This window comes from Nonomuraea fuscirosea, assembly GCF_003001935.1.
Classification (GTDB): Bacteria; Actinomycetota; Actinomycetes; order Streptosporangiales; family Streptosporangiaceae; genus Nonomuraea; species Nonomuraea fuscirosea.
Window position 1 is genome coordinate 69,366 of record NZ_PVNG01000020.1, and the last position, 18,704, is coordinate 88,069.

Genomic DNA, 18,704 nt, shown 5'->3' on the forward strand with positions numbered 1-18,704 from the left:
TGTCGCTCACAGGAAGAGATGTGGGCAGGACGAAGTCACCGGTTGCCCCGGCGTTGTTATCTGGTGACCGCGCCGCGTGGAGTCGTCATCCCTGCGAACTCCATGCCCTCGGACGGAACCTGATTTGTGATCTGGTGCCCGTTTGTGCGGCGCTTACGGGCCGAACACTACCAGCCCGTTGGCTTTCCGGAACCCGCTTCTGCTGTGCGACGGTTAATACCCGGGAGATCCGTATGTAATCGCCCTGTTACCGAGAGTTCACTAAAAAGGTGTGGCCAGGTCCGAGAGGTCGCCTTCGAAGTCGTTCAGCCACAGTCCGAACAGCACAAGACCGCGCACCCAGAATCGATCGTTCCAGCCGTTGAACCTGGTCAGGGCGTCCGGCCCGCCGGCGACCACCTCGTGCAGCTCGTCCGACAGCAGCCCCGGCACCCGGCTCACCACGACCTCCAGCATGCGGTGCGCATAATTTCGGGCAGGCGCCGCCGTGGAACGCAGCGGCACCCGCCGCAGCGGCTGCTTGACCACGTTCGTGGAGGGCAGCGCGGCCACCCGCGGGTTGGCCGCGTGCAGCACCTCGCGGTAGAAGCGGCCCTTGTCCTTGCGGGCCACGCCGACCGACAGCGCCGCGTCGAAGAACTCCGGATGGATGAACGGCGCCGCGAACGACGCCTCAGGGCCCACCAGGTTGACCGCCGAGCGCGCGATGCCCCGCACGGTTCTGGTGTGCAGCACCGACAGGGGCAGCTCGGCCCGGTGCCCGTGCAGCATGGAGGTGGCGGTGGCGAACTGCTCGCGTACGGTCTCCTCCATCCACTGGGCCGCCGCCTTGGACAGGAACGGCTGCGTCGGCTGCCCGAGCGACAGGGAGCCCAGCACGGCCGCCGAGCGCTCCTCCTGCGTGGTGGCCTCCAGGGCGGCCCCGCTGACCATGAAGTTCTTCAGCAGCGGCCCTCCGGCCAGGCCGTCGACCAGGATGCGGCCCGCGCCGTGCACCTCCTTGGCGAAGGGCGCGTACCAGGCGTGGTGCGGCGTCAGGTATTCGAGCCTGCGCGCCACCTCCATCGCGTCCTCGGGGTAGGCGGCCGCGTCCTGGGTGATCACCCGGTGCGCGATGCCCAGCTCCCTGGTGATCGACCTGGCGAACGCGATGTCGGTGTCGGTGCCGTCGTCGGGACTGGTCGTCCACGACTCCACGTCCATGCCCCTGGCGCTGGCCACGCTCGCCAGCAGCCGCGAGTCGTAGCCGCCGCTGACGGGCACCAGGAGTTTGCGGCCGTCGTAGTCCTCGTAGACCCGGTGCAGCAGCTCGACGATCTCTTCCGGGCTGATCCACCTCTCGAACGGCTCCGTGCGCAGCCAGCGCGGCAGCAGCCGCTCCGTGGACAGCCGGCCGTCCTCGCAGACCAGCGCGCTCGCCCCCGGCAGGCGCTTGATCTCGCTGTACGGCGTCGCCTCGCCCAGCGGGAAGGTGACCTGGAGGATCGAGGCCCACGCCGACCAGTCGATCGCGACGGGCACCAAATTCAGCAGGGGCTGGATCAGGGAGGAGAAGTAGACCGCCTCGCCCAGGCGCACGTAGTAGAGGTCGACCAGGCCCAGCGCGCCGGTGTGCAGCGTCACCCGCCGCCCGTCGCCGATCAGCCCAGGCGTCTCGTACGTCTCCGCGACCGTCATCCACTCGTCGGCCGCCTTGGGCCTGCGCTCGCCCCAGGCGAACGCGAAGGCGTGGCCCGCGCGGTGGTACGGCGGCAGCGGCATGGAGCTGTACAGCGTCGCCTCGGGCGACTGCAGGGCCGGAAGCACCTTCGGCCCTGAGGCTGTCAGCTTGCCGAGTACGGCGGCGTCGATCCGGCCGAGAGCGCCACAGATATAGGGCCTTACATTGAACTGCACCGGATCTCATCCCTTCGAGACGCTTCCCGCAAAAGAGTATCCTTTGCCGGGCTGAGAGAGCGGAGGTCCAGTGTCCACAGAGCTTGAAAGCACGCGCCGGGCGTTGCGTGAGGCCGTGTCCCAGGCCGAACGGGCGGCCGAGCTGGCCAGGCTGCTGGACGCCGCCCAGGCCAGGCTGGCAGCGGCGGAGCAGCACGCCGAGGAGGTCAAGGCGCTGGCAGAGCAGCTGAGCGAGGCCGAGGAGCGGCTCGCCGCCGAGCAGGCGGCGGCCGACAAGCTGCGCAAGGAGCTGGCCGAGCAGCGCTTCCAGGCCGAGGTGGCCAACTGGAAGCTGTCGTCGATCAAGGTCGCCCGCTGGAACCGGCTCGGCGACGCGATCAAGAGCGGCAAGAGCAACCCGGTGCGCCTGGCCAAGGGCCTCAAGGGCGCCGCGAAGCCGGTCAAGCGGCCCAGCGCGCCCAAGCGCAGGCCCGTGGCCGCCGGCAAGCCCAAGGACGAGCGCCCAGGCGCGGCGTTCCAGGCCACCAGCACCACCAGGACGCTCGGCGGCGCCTCCTTCAAGCTCAAGCCGTTCCGGGTGCCGACCGGCCCCAACACGCGCCCGCACCTGACCGCCGCGGTGATCGCCGACCCGCACGCCGAGGCGCTGCTGCGCTACGAGTGGCGGCAGACCACCGGGTTCACGCCCCGCGACTTCGCCAGGGTGCTGCCCCTCGAAGTGCCCCACCTGCTGGTCGTCGAGTCCGTCACGCAGGGCCCGTGGGCCGGGGAGATCACCGGCGAGCCGGGCGAGGGGCTCAAGGCGCTGCTCGCCTGGTGCGCCGAGCGCGGCATCCGCACGGTCTTCTGGCACACCGGCGGCGACGTGGCCGCCTACGCCGCCGCGGCCGACCTGTTCGAGCACCGCTTCACCACCGACCTGACCGTGGCCTGGCCGCGGCTGCAGTTCGGGGTGCAGCCCCGGGTGCACAACCCGCTGCCGCTGGCCGGGGGCCGCATCGACCGCGTGCTCACGCTCGACCAGCTCCTGCCGGGCCACCTGGCCTACCCCGACGTCCTGACCTCCTACCGCTGGCCCGCCGCCGCCGACTGCCCGCCGGGCACCCCGCAGTGGCGGCTGGCCGAGATCGCGGCCTGCGGCACGCCCATCGGCACCGAGGACGACTCGCGGCGGGCGCACGTGGCGCTGCGGCGGGCGTACTCGATGGGCACGATGAGCGAGCGCATCGACGAGCTGCTCGACGCCGTCGGCCTGCCCAGCGCGCGGCCCACGCTCAACACCTCCGTGCTGCTGCCCATCCTCGACCCGTTCCTGATGGAGCACGCGCTCGCCCAGGTCGCCAGGCAGTCGGGCGTCGACCAGCTCATCGTCATCGGGCCGCCGGAGGCCGAGCTGCGGGCCCGCGACGTGCTGCCGGACGTGGAGGTCGTCTACCGCCGCCCGCAGCCGGCCATGACCGAGGGCGCGATGCTCAACGCCGGCATCGACCTGTGCGAGGCCGACCTCGTCGCGGTCATGGACCCGCGCGACGTCTACGGCCCCCACTACCTGTCGGACCTGCGCCGGGCCTTCCTGTTCAGCACCGCCGACATCGTCGGCAAGGCCGCCTTCTACGCCCACCTGCGCAAGCCCCAGGCCACGCTGCTCAAGCAGCCGGACGCCGAGTACTCCTACCTGCCCGAGATCACCGGCGGCACCCTCCTGGCCAGGCGCAACACCCTGCGCGAGCTGGGCTTCGCCGACCTCACGGAGGGCTGGGACGAGGTCCTGATGCGGCAGTGCCGTACGGACGGGATCAAGGTGTTCTCCGCGGACCGGTTCGGCTACGTGCGGGTGCGCGACGAGGACCGCTGGCTGCTCGGGGCGGCCCACCTGGTCGAATACGGCTCGGCCGAGCCGCACGCGCTCATCTAGAGTCGTCCGCATGACGCCCGAGGAGCTGGCCGCGGTGCTCGGGGAGCCGCCGGCGCCCGAGGGCACGTGGGAGCGCGAGGCCGTCTACGTCTCGGCCGCCGCGCTGCGGCGGGGCCTGGACGCGGCGGAACTGGCCGAACGGGTGCGGGCGCTCGGCGGGGTCGGCTCGGTGGAGGTGCGCGGGAAGGGGTTCCTGCGGATCGTCGTGACCGTGCCGGGCGACCTGCTGCGGTCGGCGCCCGTACGCCCGCCGTTCTCGCCCGCGTGGCCGGACTTTCCCCGTACGTGGGACAACCCCGGATTCGTGGTCCGGTACGGGCACGCGCGCGCCAGCGCCGCGCTGAGGTGGGCCCGCGAGCTGGGGGTGCCCGAGTCCGGGTTCGCGGCCGGGCTGCTCGACGACCCCTGGCACCGCCGGGTGCTGCGGGCGCTGGCCGAGCTGCCCGGACGGCTGGTCAGCAGGGAGCCCGGCTGGGAGAGCTACCTGCTGCGGCTGGCGCTGGCCTACCACGACGCTCACGAGCGGGCTCCGGCCGTTCCGGTGGGGGACGAGGAGCCGGGTCCTGTGCACACGGCGCGGGTGCGGGTGGCGGCGGCCGTGCGCGAGGTCCTGCCGGGCCCGGACCGTCTGTAAAGGATCACAAAATATCCGGTTAAACGGCGAAAAAGCGTAAAAATATTCCTTCCAGGGCGTGATCGCGTCTCGATACGTGGTCACAGGGTCATGGCTCACTGGCGCTTCCGATAGCCTCGATCGGGTGAGTCGATTCGCCCACCCCGCCGGGGACCGGCACGCCGAGATGCTGCCGCACGAGCGCCCGCCGCTGGCGCCCGCCGACCTCAACCGGATCAACCCCTCGATCTGGCCCCGAACGTCGAGCCGGGCGGAAGGCGCGCTCACCGTCGGCGGCGTGGACGTGCGCGACCTGGCCCGCGACCACGGCACCCCGCTCTACGTCATCGACGAGGACGACGTGCGCTCGCGCATGCGCGACTACGCGACGGCGTTCGCCGGCTCCGAGGTCCACTACGCCGGCAAGGCGTTCCTGTGCAAGGAGATCGTGCGCTGGCTCCAGGACGAGGGCCTCGGCCTCGACGTGGCCAGCAGCGGCGAGCTGGCGGTCGCGCTGAGCGTCGGCTTCCCGGCCGGGCGCATCACCATGCACGGCAACAACAAGTCCAAGGCCGAGCTGGCCAAGGCCCTGGAGGCCGGCGTCGGCCACATCGTGGTCGACTCCTACGACGAGATCGCCAGGCTCGGCTACCTCGCCGAGCAGATGGGCGAGCGGCCCAAGGTGATGGTCAGGGTGACCACCGGGGTCGAGGCCCACACGCACGAGTTCATCGCCACGGCCCACGACGACCAGAAGTTCGGCCTGTCGCTGAACTCGGGGGCGGCGGCCGAGGCCGTGCGCCGCATCCTCGCCATGCCGCAGCTCCAGCTCGTCGGCCTGCACTCCCACATCGGCTCCCAGATCGTCGACACGGCCGGGTTCGAGGTGGCCGCGCGCCGGCTGGCCACGCTGCTCGTCCAGATCAAGGACGAACACGGCGTCGTGCTGCCCGAGCTCGACCTCGGCGGCGGCTACGGCATCGCCTACGTCGACGGCGACGAGGCCCCCGACATCAAGGAGCTGGCCGACGGCCTGCGCGAGATCGTGGCCAAGGTCTGCGTGGACGCCGGCCTGCCCGTGCCCCGCCTGACCGTCGAGCCCGGCCGCACCATCGTCGGCCCCGGCGGCATCACCCTCTACGAGGTCGGCACCATCAAGGACGTCGAGGGCCTGCGCACCTACGTGAGCATCGACGGCGGCATGAGCGACAACGTGCGCACCGCGCTCTACGGCGCCGAATACACCGCCGCGCTGGCCAGCCGGGCCAGCGAGGCCGAGCCGATGCTCAGCCGCCTGGTCGGCAAGCACTGCGAGAGCGGCGACATCATCGTGCGCGACTTCCACCTCCCGGCCGACCTCGCCCCCGGTGACCTGATCGCCGTGGCCGCGACCGGCGCCTACTGCCGTTCGCTGGCCAACAACTACAACTACCTGCCCAGGCCCGCCGTGGTCGCCGTCTCAGGCGGCGTCTCCCGCGTGATCGTGCAGGGCGAGACCGAGGACGACTTGTTGAGGGGGCAGCTGTGAAACCGCTGAAAGTGGCTCTGCTGGGCTGCGGCGTCGTCGGGTCTCAGGTCATCAGGCTCATGCACGAGCAGGCCGGCGACCTGGCCGCCCGCGTCGGGGCCCCGCTGGAGCTGGCCGGCGTCGCCGTGCGCAGGCTCGGCCGCAAACGCGACGTCGATGTCGACCCCGCGCTGCTGACCACCGACGCCGAGGCGCTGGTCACCCGCGACGACGTCGACATCGTGATCGAGGTCATCGGCGGCATCGAGCCCGCCCGCTCGCTGATCGTCTCCGCCCTGTCCAGGGGCAAGTCCGTGGTCACCGCCAACAAGGCGCTGCTGGCCGCCGACGGCGCCACGCTGCACGAGGCCGCCAGGACCGGCCGCGGCGACCTCTACTTCGAGGCCAGCGTGGCCGGGGCCATCCCGCTGCTGCGCCCCCTGCGCGAGTCGCTGGCCGGCGACCACGTCAAACGGGTGCTCGGCATCGTCAACGGCACCACCAACTACATCCTCGACAAGATGGACTCCACGGGCGCCTCCTTCACCGACGCCCTGGAGGAGGCCCAGACGCTCGGTTACGCCGAGGCCGACCCGACCGCCGACGTCGAGGGCTTCGACGCCGCCGCCAAGGCCGCCATCCTGGCCGGGCTCGCCTTCCACAGCCGGGTGCGCGCCGAAGAGGTGCACCGCGAGGGCATCACCGACATCACCGCCACCGACGTCGCCTCCGCCAAGGCCATGGGCTACGTCATCAAGCTGCTGGCCATCTGCGCCCGCTCCGACGACGGCCGTTCCTTCGGCGTACGGGTCCACCCGGCGATGATCCCGCGCTCCCACCCGCTGGCCGGGGTGCGCGAGGCGTACAACGCGGTCTTCGTGGAGGCCGAGTCGGCCGGGCAGCTCATGTTCTACGGCAAGGGCGCCGGCGGGGCGCCGACCGCCTCCGCCGTGCTCGGCGACCTGGTGGCCGTCGGCCGCAACCGGCTGGCCGGCACGCGGGGGCCCGAGGAGTCCACCTACGCCGACCTGGCCGTCCACCCGATGGGCGACACCGTCACGCGCTGCCACGTGGCGCTCGACGTCGCCGACAAGCCGGGCGTGCTGGCGCGGGTGGCGGAGCTGTTCGCCAAGCACGACGTGTCGATCCAGACCGTGCGTCAGGAGGGGCACGGCGACGACGCCCAGCTCGTCATCGTCACCCACCGCGCCACGGACGCCGCGCTGACGGCGACCATGGAGGGGCTGCGCGAGCTCGACATCGTGCGGGCGGTGGCGAGCGTGATGCGGGTCGAGGGCGACGAGTAACGCGCGGGTCCCGCGGCCCGTGTTCGCCGGTTGCGCGGAGAGAAGTGGCGTCCGCACGCACCGGTTCGCGCAGCGAGACGGCGGTCGCGTTCACCGGTCGTGAACGACGGCGGTGTCCGGGTCCGCCGGGTGGTGGAACGGGCGTAGGGTAGGCGCCGATCGGTTGCCGAGCGGTCAGGAGCGCCTCGTCCATGTCCCCCACCCCCTGCGGTTTCGCGCGTTCGCCGGAGAAGGAGCCGGCCCGCCTGCACTGGGCGGGCGACCTCGGGGCCGGCTGGGCGGTCGAAGGGCAGCCACCCGACGTGGCCGCCCTGCGTCCGCTGCGCGGGCTGGAGATCGAGTGGCCGGACGCGCCGGTGCCGCTCGACGGCCTGCTGAGCCTGGCCGCCGCCGGCGTGCCGCTCACCGCCGAGCGCGCCGCGCCCTGGGTCCCCGCCGGCCTGGCCGACGTGCTCACCGACCGTGAGTGGCTCGCCCACACCGCCGACGGCACCGCCCGCTGCCTGGCCGACCTGCGCCGCGAGGAGCACAGCGTACGCCTGCGCCGCCTCGCCCATCCTCTGGCGGCGGTGCCGCAGGTGAGCATCGTGATGGCCACCAGGCGGCCCGCGTTCGTCGGCGCGGCGCTGGCGCAGATGGAGCGTCAGCGCGACGTCTCGGCGGAGGTGCTGCTGGGTCTGCACGGCGTCGCGTTCGAGCAGGTGCGCGAGGCGGTCGAGTCCTGCTCCCTGCCCGTGCGGTGGGTCGAGGCGGACGCGTCCGTGCCGTTCGGCGAGGTGCTCAACCAGGCCGCCGCGCTCGCGGGCGGCGACCTCGTGGCGAAGTGGGACGACGACGACTGGTACGGGCCGCGCCATCTGGCCGACCTGTTCATGGCGCTCACGTACGCGGGGGCCGACGTGGTGGGCACGACAGCGGAGTTCTTCTACCTGGAGCCGTTGCGGGCGACGATCAGGCGCACGACGTTCGCCAGTGGGGCGAGTTATCCGAGTGAGGTCTATTCCGACCATGTCGCCGGTGGCACGATCATGGTGCCTCGGGCGAAATTTCACGAAATAGGCGGCTTTCCCGCTCTGCCGCAAGCCGTCGATCGCGAGTTCCTGAAGGCGGCCGAGCAGGCCGGAGCCCGTATCTACCGCACCCACGGTCTCGGCTACGTCCTGCGCCGCGGCCTCAGCGGCGACCACACCTGGCAACTGCCCCTGGCCCACTTCCTCAAGGTGGCCGTCAACCAGTGGCGCGGCTTCCGCCCGAGCCTGCTCATGGAAGCCGCATGACCACCGTCCGAGACGGCTCCGCAGAGCACCCGGAGGAGCAGGGTGACGAGAGCCGGTTACCGGCGGGCCGGTCAGCGTCGGCCGGGCGGGTGCGGGGCAACGACTATCGGGTACTCGACGTACCGGGGGAGGACTTCACACCGGCCATGACGGTCAGCGTGGTCATCCCGGCCTACGGTGGCCGGCGTGAGCTCGATCTGGTGCTGGCCGCGCTGGCCAGGCAGACGTACCCGGCGGAGCTGACCGAGGTCGTCGTCGTGGACAACGGCAGTGAGCCGCCGCTCCGACTGCCCGCCGAACGCCCCGCCGCCACCCGGCTGATCCGCTGCGAACGCCCCGGCCGGGCCGCCGCGCGGAACGCCGGACTGGCCGCGGCGAGCGGTGAGGTGATCCACTGGCTCGACTCCGACGTGGTGCTGACGCCGGGCGCGATCGAGGCGCACATGCGCTGGCACCACGCGGTGCCCTACGCGGTGGTGACCGGCTACCTCAGGTTCACCGAGGCCGTGTTGCCCGCCGAACTGCCCGCCGACCTCGACGCGTACTTCGAGCCGGCCGAGCCGCACGCCTGGATCGTGGACCTGGTCGATCGCACCGACGGCCTCACCGCCAACCCGCAGCGCCCCTTCAGTCTGCACGTCGGCGGCGCGACCTCGGTCAACGCCCGGCTGATCGCGGCGGCGGGGCCGATGGACGACGATCTCGTCCTCGGCCAGGACACCGAGATGGGCTACCGGCTGTGGCAGGCGGGCGCGGTCTTCGTACCTGAGCCGGCGGCCCGCGCCTACCATCTCGGGCCGACGATGCGGATGCGCGACAAGCAGCCCGTCGACCGGGTCAGCCACGCGTTCGTGGCCGACCGCATCCCGGCCTACCGCTGGCTGAGGGGCCATCCCGGACGGCAGTGGAAGGTCCCGTACGTCACCGCGGTCGTGGACGGAACGGCCGGATACGACCCCGTACGAGCCAGTGTGGACGCGTTGCTGGCCGGCACCGTCCCCGACGTGTCCGTGCTGCTGACAGGCCCCTGGGACACCCTCGACCGCGACCGCCGCGCCCCGCTCAAGGACCCGGCGCTGGAACTGGTGCTGGTCCACGGCCACTACGAGCACGAGGGCCGGGTACGCCTGGCCGCGAGCGGCGACGGCGGGGGACACGCCGGTGCCGACGGGGCCGTGGACCCGGCCGTCCCCTACGTCCTGCGCCTGCCCGCCGGCTGGATCCCCGGCGAGGACACCCTCGCCCGCCTGCTCGACCTGGCCCGCGACGAGGGCCTCGGCCTGGTCAACGTGCTGCTGCGCGAGTCGGCGGAAGGGGTCGTCACGGCCCGCCTGGAACGCGCCGCGGCCTTCGCCAGGGCCCGCCTGGTCGCCGCACCGGGGGAGGACCTGGACGACGCGGTGGACACGGTGTCGGGCGTCGTCTGGGTGGACGGCGACACCTACGGCTTCACCACCTTCACCGCCACCGAGGCGCGGACGCCGCAGGGCCGGCGGGGGGCGTACCGGGCCGGGATCGAGGCGCGGGCGGAGGTGGAGCGGCTGACCGCGGAGGCCGAGCGGCTGCGCGGGCAGATCGCCAAGTGGAAGGAGGAGGCGGGCCGCTGGCGCAAGTCGGCCGTGGAGCTGCGCCGCGAGGTCGGCACGCTGCGCCGCGGGGTCGCCGCCGCCGAACGCGCCGCCCAGGCCCAGCAGAGCCTGCGCACGGTGGTGTCGGCCACCAAACGCGCCCTCCGCAAACGCCTGCGCGGCTGACGCCTTCGCGCAGGGCGTGCGGAGCGGCGCGCGGTCAGTTCGGGCGTAGGGCGGACTTCAGGCGGCGGAGCAGGGTCTTCTCCGGTGGTTCCACCGTCACCGGCGGTTCCACCGCGACCTTGACCGGTGCGGGGATGGTGACCGGCTCGGGCTGCGCGGGAGCGGGCCAGAAGCGGTCCGGCGGCTCGTGGCGTACCCCGTGCGTGGTGTCGATGACCTCGTCGAGGTCGTCGCCGGGCTCGGTGAGCAGTACGGCGCGGCCGAGCGCCGAGGTGCGCTCCAGGCGGGCCGTGCGCCCGTCGGGCAGGTCCACGACGAGCACGCCCGTGAGGTCCTTCTGCACCGACTCGATCATCCGCTCCAGCGTCGCCCGGTGCAGCGGCACGTCCACCGGCCCCCGGTAGCGGAACGGCGTCGGCGCGGGCGTCGGAGCGGCCTCGTCGATGAGGCGGATCCGGTCGTCGTGCGCGAACAGGTCACGCATGAGCCGCAGCTCGAAGCAAGGGTCGGACAGTGCGAACCGGCGCGAGTCGTCCAGCCGCGACCACGGCCCCACCAGCGTCACCACGACGTCCTGGAGCTTGCCGTCCAGCGCCGCCGCGACCGCCTGCCGCACCACGGACTCCGAGGTGTCGGTGACGTCGAGCACGACCTCCACGTACGGCACCAGCCACCGCCGCCCCCGGTCCTTGCGCAGGTCCCTGCGCAGCGGGATGCGGTGCGCCAGGTACGGCTCCACCGCCCGCACCGCCCGCTCCCTGTCGCGGTGCTGGGCCGGCAGCCCCAGGTGCACGGCCTGGGCATCGGCGTCGGGCACGAAGACGACGCCGTGCATGGCGAGGCGGTAGGAGAACTCGGTGTCCTCGCCCCGCGCCACGTTCGGGTCGAGACCGCCCACGGCGTGGAAGACCTCCCTGGGCAGGGCGAAGGTCGGTCCGGTGCACACGTGGTACGGATTGCGGCTCTTGCGCAGCCCATCGGTCTTGGCGATCGTGGCCTCGGTCGAGCTCGCCCTGGCCCCTTCGAGGTCGAACACCTCGTCCAGCCGCTTGGCCGCGGCGACCTGGGCGGCGGTGACGGGCGGCAGCTCGACGAACTTCTTCATCCCGATCGTGACCAGGTAGTCCGTCACGTGGTGCCACCGGGCCAGCGCCTCGAGGTGCTCGCGGCAGGCCACCATGTCGGCGTCGAGCCGCTGGATGATCTCGCCGTCGGCCGCCTTGGCGCCGGTGTTGACCGCGTTGGAGATGCCCCAGCCGTCGCGGACCCGTACGAGACGGGTGTTGACCGGGCGCAGCTCCGGCAGCCGGATCGGCGGCCTGCTGCCGTCGTCGACGACCAGCACCTCCATGAGGTGCTCCGGATACGTCTGTACGGACAGTGCGGCCAGCGTCAGATCGAGCTTGTCCTGCCCGCCGTGCGCGGGTATCACCACGCTCAAGGAAAGTGCGGGTGACCAGGCGCCGAGCTGCGGTGCCGCCACTGGTGAATAGTCGTTCTGCCTCAGAGCAGGACGCGCGTTCATGGTCGTGACCCCCTGCCGAGACCTTATCGGGAGATGCTGAGAATTTCCTGAATAGTGCCCCTGTCCAATGGACGAGTCCGACCCGTGGACACGGCTCAGCGACGGTCTCCCGCACCCCGTACACTCGGTGCCCAACAGCGCAGGTAGGGAGTCATCATGAGCAGGTCGTGGCGTGGCCTCATCGAGGAGTACCGCGAGCGTCTTCCGGTCACCGCGAAGACGCCGGTCATCACGCTGCTCGAGGGCGGCACGCCGCTGGTGCCCGCGCACCGCGTCTCGGCCCTCACGGGGTGTGACGTCTACCTGAAGGTGGAGGGGGCCAACCCGACGGGCAGCTTCAAGGACCGCGGGATGACGATGGCCATCAGCAAGGCGGTGGAAGAGGGGGCCAAGGCGGTCATCTGCGCCTCCACCGGCAACACCTCGGCCTCGGCGGCGGCCTACGCCGTGCGCGCCGGGCTCACCTGCGCCGTGCTGGTGCCGCGGGGGAAGATCGCCATGGGCAAGCTGGCCCAGGCGCTCGTGCACGGGGCCACGCTGCTGCAGGTCGAGGGGTCGTTCGACGACTGCCTGGAGATGACCCGCAAGCTGTCGTCCAGCTATCCCATCGCGCTGGTCAACTCGGTCAACCCGTTCCGGCTGCAGGGGCAGAAGACGGCGGCGTTCGAGATCGTCGACACGCTCGGCGACGCCCCCGACATCCACTGCATCCCGGTGGGCAACGCGGGCAACATCTCGGCCTACTGGATGGGCTACCAGGAATACTTCGACGACGGGGTCGCCACCAGGCGGCCGCGCATGTTCGGCTTCCAGGCCAGCGGCTCGGCGCCGATCGTCGAGGGCGCGCCCGTCGCCCATCCGCACACGATCGCCACCGCGATCCGCATCGGCAACCCGGCCTCGTGGTCGCTGGCCACCGCGGCCCGCGACGATTCCGGCGGGACCATCCAGGCGGTGACCGACCGGCAGATCGCGGCGGCGTACAAGCTGCTGGCGCAGGAGGAGGGCGTGTTCGTCGAGCTCGCCTCGGCCGCCAGCGTCGCGGGCTTGCTGCAGGCCCACGCGCAGGGCATGGTGGAGCCGGGGCAGCGCATCGTCTGCACGGTCACGGGCAACGGACTGAAGGACCCCGACTGGGCCATCTCGGGGGCTCCGGCGCCGGTGGTCATCCCCATCGACGTCCACGCCGCCGCGGCGGCGCTCAACCTCGCCTGACGGGGGCGCACGGGGGAGTGACGAGAGAAAAGTGAACGCATGAGGACCGTTGACATCCGCGTGCCCGCCACTTCGGCGAACCTGGGCCCCGGATACGACGCGCTGGGGCTGGCGCTGAACCTGCACGACGAGGTCAGGGCCACGCTCAGCGACGAGCGCGGCGTCCACGTCACCGTGGCAGGCGAGGGCGCGGGGGAGGTGGATCTAGGCGAGGGGCATCTGGTCGTCAAGGCGATGCGCGCGGCGTTCGGCCGCATGGGGGTGCCCCAGCCGGAGGGGATACGCCTGCACTGCCACAACCGGATCCCGCACGCGCGCGGGCTCGGATCCTCATCGGCCGCCGTGTGCGCGGGCATTCTCGCCGCGCGCGCCCTGGCCGATGGTGAGCTCTCCGACGACGACGTCTACGCGCTGGCCACCGAGATGGAGGGTCATCCGGACAACGTGGCGCCCTGCCTGGCCGGCGGGCTGACCGTGGCCTGGTTCGACCACGCCGGGGTTGCGCGTATGGTGAAACTGGCTGCCGACCAGCGCGTCCGTCCAGTCGTCGTCGTTCCGTCGACGCGGCTGTCCACGGAGGCCGCACGGGGGCTCCTGCCGAAGGACGTGCCCCACGAGGACGCCTCCTTCAACGCCGGCCGGGCCGCGCTGCTGATCGCCGCGCTGACCCAGCGGCCGGAGCCGGAGCTTCTGCTGGCCGCCACGGAAGACCGCCTTCACCAGCACTACCGCGCGCCTGCCATGCGGCAGAGCGCGGATCTGGTAGAACGTCTCCGTGCAGTGGGCGTGCCCGCGGTCGTTTCGGGAGCGGGTCCCACGGTTCTTGCGTTTTCGACCTCGGATACGCAGGATTTGATCGCGCCAGAAGTGGGTAATGACTGGCACATCCAGCAAATGGACGTCGACCCGGTTGGGGCGGACGTTCAGTTCCCCGAGACACGCTGATACCTCTTTAGACCTTCAGGGAATAGCCGTGTGCGCTGGTGATGTTAGGCTGATAGCCGCACCAGATGCCCCCTTGGTGGGTGCGTGCTTGTCAGCCATACATCGCTGCATCATGCTTCACGTCGCGAGGCGGAAGCAGCGCGGCTGTCTCCCCGGAATCCGTTGCCTCCGGTTGGCCCACACCCGGTTGGCTCAACGTGAGGTGGCGACGACGGGGATCTGCGCGTTCGAATCATCTCGACATCTGGTTGGCGACAGCAATCTGGGGGGTGTCAGCCACGCGCCAAGGGCCATCGGCGGCGTGGACGAACCCCTCCCCAAGAGTGGCGGCTGTCTGAGACGACAGCCGAAGATCGCAGAGTGCACCCCGACCCGGTCTGTCCCGCCGGATCGCAAGCACCTCCGGGACGCCCGGGAGAACGAAACCGGCGCCCGACCCCTGGGAAGGACCTTTTAGTTGAGCGACACCACCGAACTCCTCTCCGACGCATCAGGCGCTGAGCCGGCGTCCGGCGACACCCCCACCCGCGCAGCGGCCAAGCCGCGTGCGCGTCGCTCCGGCACCGGCCTGTCCGCCAAGGTGCTGCCCGAGCTGCAGAAGATGGCCGCGGAGCTGGGCATCAGCGGGACCGGGCGCATGCGGAAGAGCCAGCTGATCGCGGCCATCCAGGAGAAGCAGGGTGGCGGTTCCGGAGACGCCGCAGCGACCGCCGCACCCGCGGCTGAGGCGCCCGCCCCGGCTTCGACGGAGGCGGCCCCCGCGACGGAGCGGCCCACCCGTGCACGCAGGGAACGTTCCCGCTCCAAGCCCGCCGAGGACTCCGCTCCGCAGCCCGCCGCCGCGGCCCCGGCGGCCGCCGCCGAGCCCGTGGCCGTCGCGCCCGAGCCGGTCGCGGCCCCGGTCGAGACCGTGGTGGAGCAGCAGGCGCAGCCGGTCGAGGCCGGTCAGAGCGACACGCGCTCCGAGCGCGGCGAGAGCCGGCGCGAGCGCCGCAGCCGCGGCGAGCGTCGTGAGCGTGGCGACCGCGGCGACCGTTCCGGCGACCGTGACCGTTCCGGCGACCGCGGTGAGGGCGGTCGCTCCGAGAGCCGTGACGGCGGGCGCGACAGCGGCCGCGACGGCCGCGACGGTCGTGACGGCGGCCGTGACCGCGGCGAGCAGCGCGACCGCACCGCCGCCGACGCGGGCAGCCGTGGCGACCAGCGCGGTGACCGCGGTGACCAGCGCGGTGACCAGCGTGGCGACCAGCGTGGCGACCAGCGCGGGGGCGACGACGACGACCGCGGCGGGCGCAGCCGCAGGGGCCGCTTCAGGGAGCGCAACCGTGGCCGTGGCCGCGACCGCTTCGACAGCAGCGAGCCCGTCATCGGCGACGACGACGTGCTCATCCCGATCGCCGGCATCCTCGACATCCTCGACAACTACGCGTTCGTCAGGACCAGCGGCTACCTGCCGGGCAGCAACGACGTCTACGTCTCGCTGGCCCAGATCCGCCGCAACGGCCTGCGCAAGGGCGACGTCATCACCGGCGCCGTCCGCCAGCCGCGCGACGGCGAGCGGCGCGAGAAGTTCAACGCCCTGGTCCGCCTCGACACCGTCAACGGCATGGACCCGGAGCAGGCCCGCAGCCGGCCCGACTTCAACAAGCTGACGCCGCTCTACCCGCAGGAGCGCCTGCGCCTCGAGACCGAGCCGAACATCCTCACCACGCGGATCATCGACCTCGTCTCGCCGATCGGCAAGGGCCAGCGCGGTCTCATCGTCTCGCCGCCCAAGGCCGGCAAGACGATGGTGCTGCAGGCCATCGCCAACGCGCTCACCCGCAACAACCCCGAGTGCCACCTGATGGTCGTGCTCGTGGACGAGCGGCCCGAAGAGGTCACCGACATGCAGCGGTCGGTCAAGGGCGAGGTCATCCACTCGACCTTCGACCGTCCGGCCGAAGACCACACCACCGTTGCCGAGCTCGCCATCGAGCGCGCCAAGCGCCTGGTGGAGCTGGGTCACGACGTGGTCGTGCTGCTCGACTCGATCACCCGCCTCGGCCGCGCCTACAACCTGGCGGCCCCGGCCTCCGGGCGCATCCTGTCGGGTGGTGTCGACTCCACGGCGCTCTACCCGCCGAAGCGGTTCTTCGGCGCCGCCCGCAACATCGAGAACGGCGGCTCGCTGACGATCCTCGCCACGGCCCTGGTCGAGACCGGGTCCAAGATGGACGAGGTCATCTTCGAGGAGTTCAAGGGCACCGGCAACATGGAGCTCAAGCTCAACCGCTCCCTGGCCGACAAGCGGATCTTCCCCGCGGTGGACGTCGACGCGTCCAGCACCCGTAAGGAAGAGATCCTCATGGGCAAGGACGAGCTCCAGATCGTCTGGAAGCTGCGTCGCGTGCTGCACGCGCTCGACATGCAGCAGGCGCTCGAACTGCTCCTGGAGAAGATGAAGGAGACCAAGTCCAACGCGGAGTTCCTCCTTCAGGTCCAGAAGACCACGGTGAGCAACGACCGCGACTAGCGTCCGCGTTTCACCGAAGGGGCGGTGGGGGTCTTCCCCGCCGCCCCTTTCGTGTGCGGGCCTGGCACTGGGGCTAGCCCTACCCCGGTGACGGGAGTCATCCGTATTCACCGCGAGGGCCCTTCGCGTGCAGTCTGAACTACATGCGTTCTGTGGCGTTGAAGGACCGCGTCCCGCTCGGGCCCAAGGGGCCGCTGGGCGTCCTGGTCGACCCGATGACCTGGCGGGCGGCCCCCTACCTGCTCGTCACCGGCATCGTCGGGCTGGGCTGGTTCATGGTGCTGAGCATCACGATCCCGGCCTCGCTCACGCTGTCGATCGTCTGGGTGGGCGTGCCGCTCATCATGGCCACCGTGCTGATGTGGCGCGGCGGGGCCATGCTGGAACGCCGGCTGCTGCACGCGGCGTTCGGCGTCAGGATCGCCGACCCGTACCGGCCGAGGCCCGAGCGCGGCGTCGGCGCGCACCTGCGCTGGCTGCTGTCCGACCCCGCCACCTGGCAGGACCTGGGTTATCTGCTGATGCTGCTCCCGCTCGGCGCGGTCGAGGTGGCGTTGTCGTTCGGGCTGTGGTTCGCCTCGATCACGTTCCTCGTGCAACCGCTGCTGTACCTCGTGTACGCGACCGGCGGCGGCTACAGCGACCTGATGGTCGGCGACTGGGCGCCGGGGGCCTGGATCGCCGCGCTGTTCGGCGGCCTGCTCCTCGTGCTGACGGCCTACCTCGTCCGCGGCATGGCCTGGCTGCACGGCACCCTCGCCACGGTGCTGCTCGGCGGCAACGAGGAGGAACGGCTGCGCGCCAGCAGGGCCAGAGGGATCGACGCCGCCGAGGCCGAGCGGCGCAGGATCGAACGCGACCTGCACGACGGCGCCCAGCAGCGGCTGCTGTCGGTCGCGGTGGACCTGGGACGGGCCCAGGCGAAGTTCGACAGCGAGCCCGACGAGGTCAGGATGCTCATCGCCCAGGCGCACGCGGGCACCAAGGCGGCCATCGCCGAGCTGCGCAACCTGGCCAGAGGCATCCACCCGGCCATCCTCAGCGACCGCGGCCTCGACGCCGCCCTGTCGGGGCTGGCCGCGCGGGCGCCCATCCGGGTGGACGTGTCGGTCGAACTGGACGAACGGCCGCCGCCCGCGGTCGAGAGCATCGCGTACTTCATCGTGGCCGAGACGCTGGCCAACATGGCCAAGCACTCCGGCGCCACCGAGGCGTCCGTCACCCTGATCAGGGACTACCGCGGCGTGGTCGTGGACGTCTGGGACAACGGCATCGGCGGCGCGCTCCTCAGCCCGGGCGGGGGCCTGTCCGGGCTGGCCGACAGGGCCGCCACCATCGACGGGGTGATGGTCGTGCACAGCCCGGTGGGCGGCCCGACCCTGATCCGCGCGGAGCTGCCCTGCGAGTGGTAGCCGGGCCCGGGGCGGACGGAGGTGGACAGCCTGCCGTCGTCCCCTGTAGTCATGGGGCCATGCGCGTGGTCATCGCCGAGGACTCCGTACTGCTGCGCGAGGGGCTCGCGCGCCTGCTCGCCGACGGCGGCATCGAGACGGTGGCGAGCGTCTCCGACGGGCCCGCGCTGGTGACGGCGGTGCTGCGACACGAGCCCGACCTGGCGATCGTCGACGTCCGCATGCCGCCGAGCCACACCGACGAGGGGCTGCGGGCGGCGCTGCAGGTGCGCGCCGCCAGGCCGGACTTCCCGATCCTCGTGCTGTCGCAGTACGTCGAGGAGCGTTACGCCGGCGAGCTCATCGGCAGGGCCGTCGGTTACCTGCTTAAGGAGCGGGTCGCCGACGTGGCCGAGTTCCTGGAGGCGGTGCGTCAGGTGGCCTCCGGCGGGACCGTCATCGACCCCGAGGTGGTCGTGCAGTTACTGAGCCGGCAGCGGCGCGGCGCTCCGCTCGACTCGCTGTCGCCCCGCGAGCGCGAGGTGCTGGCGCTGATGGCGGAGGGCCGCTCCAACACCGCCATCGCCGCCCGGCTGGTCGTCACGGAGGGCGCGGTGGAGAAGCACATCTCCGGAATTTTCACCAAGCTGGCGCTGGGGCCGGCGCCCGAGGACCACCGGCGGGTGCTCGCCGTGCTGACGTACCTGGGTCGCTGAAAGGGCTGGTGTCACCCCGGCGCCGGGCCGCGAGGGAATGCCGGATGGCCTGGGATGGTTGCACGATCTGGCACACTGGTAGCTGACCATTTTGCGGTTCCGGTTCCCGCCACGCGTGAAGGCGACCC

The 18,704-nt window shown here is 71.7% G+C and carries 13 protein-coding genes; 11 read left to right on the forward strand and 2 right to left on the reverse strand.

The features are described 5' to 3' along the window. Window positions 1–261 precede the first annotated feature (261 nt). The gene (locus tag B0I32_RS38465; protein WP_106248135.1) at window positions 262–1,896 is read right to left on the reverse strand and encodes an asparagine synthetase B family protein; all 1,635 of its coding nucleotides are present in this window, start codon (window positions 1,894–1,896) and stop codon (window positions 262–264) included. Between the two features lie 70 nt (window positions 1,897–1,966). Here B0I32_RS38465 and B0I32_RS38470 point away from each other — a divergent pair, with 70 nt between their 5' ends. The 6 genes from B0I32_RS38470 to B0I32_RS38495 all read left to right on the forward strand — a co-directional run bounded on the left by B0I32_RS38470 (window position 1,967) and on the right by B0I32_RS38495 (window position 10,269). Next, the gene (locus B0I32_RS38470; protein ID WP_245956293.1) at window positions 1,967–3,811 is read left to right on the forward strand and encodes a hypothetical protein; all 1,845 of its coding nucleotides are present in this window, start codon (window positions 1,967–1,969) and stop codon (window positions 3,809–3,811) included. 10 nt (window positions 3,812–3,821) lie between these two features. Then, window positions 3,822–4,445: an anticodon-binding protein gene (locus B0I32_RS38475; protein WP_106248137.1), complete on the forward strand. Its 624-nt coding sequence runs from the start codon at window positions 3,822–3,824 to the stop codon at window positions 4,443–4,445. 124 nt (window positions 4,446–4,569) lie between these two features. Next, the gene (gene lysA / locus B0I32_RS38480) at window positions 4,570–5,952 is read left to right on the forward strand and encodes a diaminopimelate decarboxylase (protein WP_106248138.1); all 1,383 of its coding nucleotides are present in this window, start codon (window positions 4,570–4,572) and stop codon (window positions 5,950–5,952) included. Then, entirely contained in the window at window positions 5,949–7,238 is a 1,290-nt protein-coding gene (locus B0I32_RS38485) for a homoserine dehydrogenase (protein ID WP_106248140.1), read from the forward strand. The genes lysA and B0I32_RS38485 overlap by 4 nt, the downstream gene beginning before the upstream one ends. 191 nt (window positions 7,239–7,429) lie before the next feature. Beyond that, window positions 7,430–8,515, forward strand: a complete 1,086-nt coding sequence (locus B0I32_RS38490; protein ID WP_106248141.1) for a glycosyltransferase family 2 protein — start codon at window positions 7,430–7,432, stop codon at window positions 8,513–8,515. Further along, window positions 8,512–10,269 carry a glycosyltransferase family 2 protein gene (locus B0I32_RS38495; RefSeq protein WP_106248143.1) on the forward strand — a complete coding sequence of 586 codons (1,758 nt, stop codon included), beginning with the start codon at window positions 8,512–8,514 and terminating at the stop codon, window positions 10,267–10,269. Before B0I32_RS38490 ends, B0I32_RS38495 begins: the two co-directional genes overlap by 4 nt. Window positions 10,270–10,303: 34 nt before the next feature. Here the strand turns inward: B0I32_RS38495 and B0I32_RS38500 are convergent, their stop codons facing one another. Then, complete coding sequence (locus B0I32_RS38500; protein ID WP_245956294.1) at window positions 10,304–11,704, reverse strand: glycosyltransferase family 2 protein; 1,401 nt, start codon at window positions 11,702–11,704, stop codon at window positions 10,304–10,306. 246 nt (window positions 11,705–11,950) lie between these two features. Here B0I32_RS38500 and thrC point away from each other — a divergent pair, with 246 nt between their 5' ends. The 5 genes from thrC (at window position 11,951) to B0I32_RS38525 (ending at window position 18,576) form a co-directional block, all read left to right on the forward strand. After that, window positions 11,951–13,009: a threonine synthase gene (gene thrC, locus B0I32_RS38505; protein ID WP_106248146.1), complete on the forward strand. Its 1,059-nt coding sequence runs from the start codon at window positions 11,951–11,953 to the stop codon at window positions 13,007–13,009. Between the two features lie 39 nt (window positions 13,010–13,048). Beyond that, window positions 13,049–13,954, forward strand: a complete 906-nt coding sequence (thrB, locus tag B0I32_RS38510; RefSeq protein WP_106248148.1) for a homoserine kinase — start codon at window positions 13,049–13,051, stop codon at window positions 13,952–13,954. A 457-nt stretch (window positions 13,955–14,411) separates the two neighbouring features. Further along, a complete protein-coding gene (gene rho / locus B0I32_RS38515) occupies window positions 14,412–16,469 on the forward strand; it encodes a transcription termination factor Rho (RefSeq protein ID WP_106248149.1) in 2,058 nt (685 codons plus the stop codon). A 143-nt stretch (window positions 16,470–16,612) separates the two neighbouring features. Next, window positions 16,613–17,881 (forward strand): sensor histidine kinase, encoded by a 1,269-nt coding sequence (locus B0I32_RS38520; RefSeq protein ID WP_219912222.1) that lies wholly within the window; start codon window positions 16,613–16,615, stop codon window positions 17,879–17,881. Between the two features lie 59 nt (window positions 17,882–17,940). Next, window positions 17,941–18,576, forward strand: a complete 636-nt coding sequence (locus tag B0I32_RS38525; protein ID WP_106248151.1) for a response regulator — start codon at window positions 17,941–17,943, stop codon at window positions 18,574–18,576. Window positions 18,577–18,704 lie beyond the last annotated feature (128 nt).

Excerpts from the sequence above, each read along its gene's own strand:
- B0I32_RS38475 (WP_106248137.1), top strand. The coding sequence starts at position 3,822 with ATGACGCCCGAGGAGCTGGCCGCGGTGCTCGGGGAGCCGCCGGCGCCC.
- B0I32_RS38490 (WP_106248141.1), top strand. The coding sequence starts at position 7,430 with ATGTCCCCCACCCCCTGCGGTTTCGCGCGTTCGCCGGAGAAGGAGCCG.
- B0I32_RS38495 (WP_106248143.1), top strand. The coding sequence starts at position 8,512 with ATGACCACCGTCCGAGACGGCTCCGCAGAGCACCCGGAGGAGCAGGGT.
- thrC (WP_106248146.1), top strand. The coding sequence starts at position 11,951 with ATGAGCAGGTCGTGGCGTGGCCTCATCGAGGAGTACCGCGAGCGTCTT.
- thrB (WP_106248148.1), top strand. The coding sequence starts at position 13,049 with ATGAGGACCGTTGACATCCGCGTGCCCGCCACTTCGGCGAACCTGGGC.
- B0I32_RS38520 (WP_219912222.1), top strand. The coding sequence starts at position 16,613 with ATGCGTTCTGTGGCGTTGAAGGACCGCGTCCCGCTCGGGCCCAAGGGG.
- B0I32_RS38525 (WP_106248151.1), top strand. The coding sequence starts at position 17,941 with ATGCGCGTGGTCATCGCCGAGGACTCCGTACTGCTGCGCGAGGGGCTC.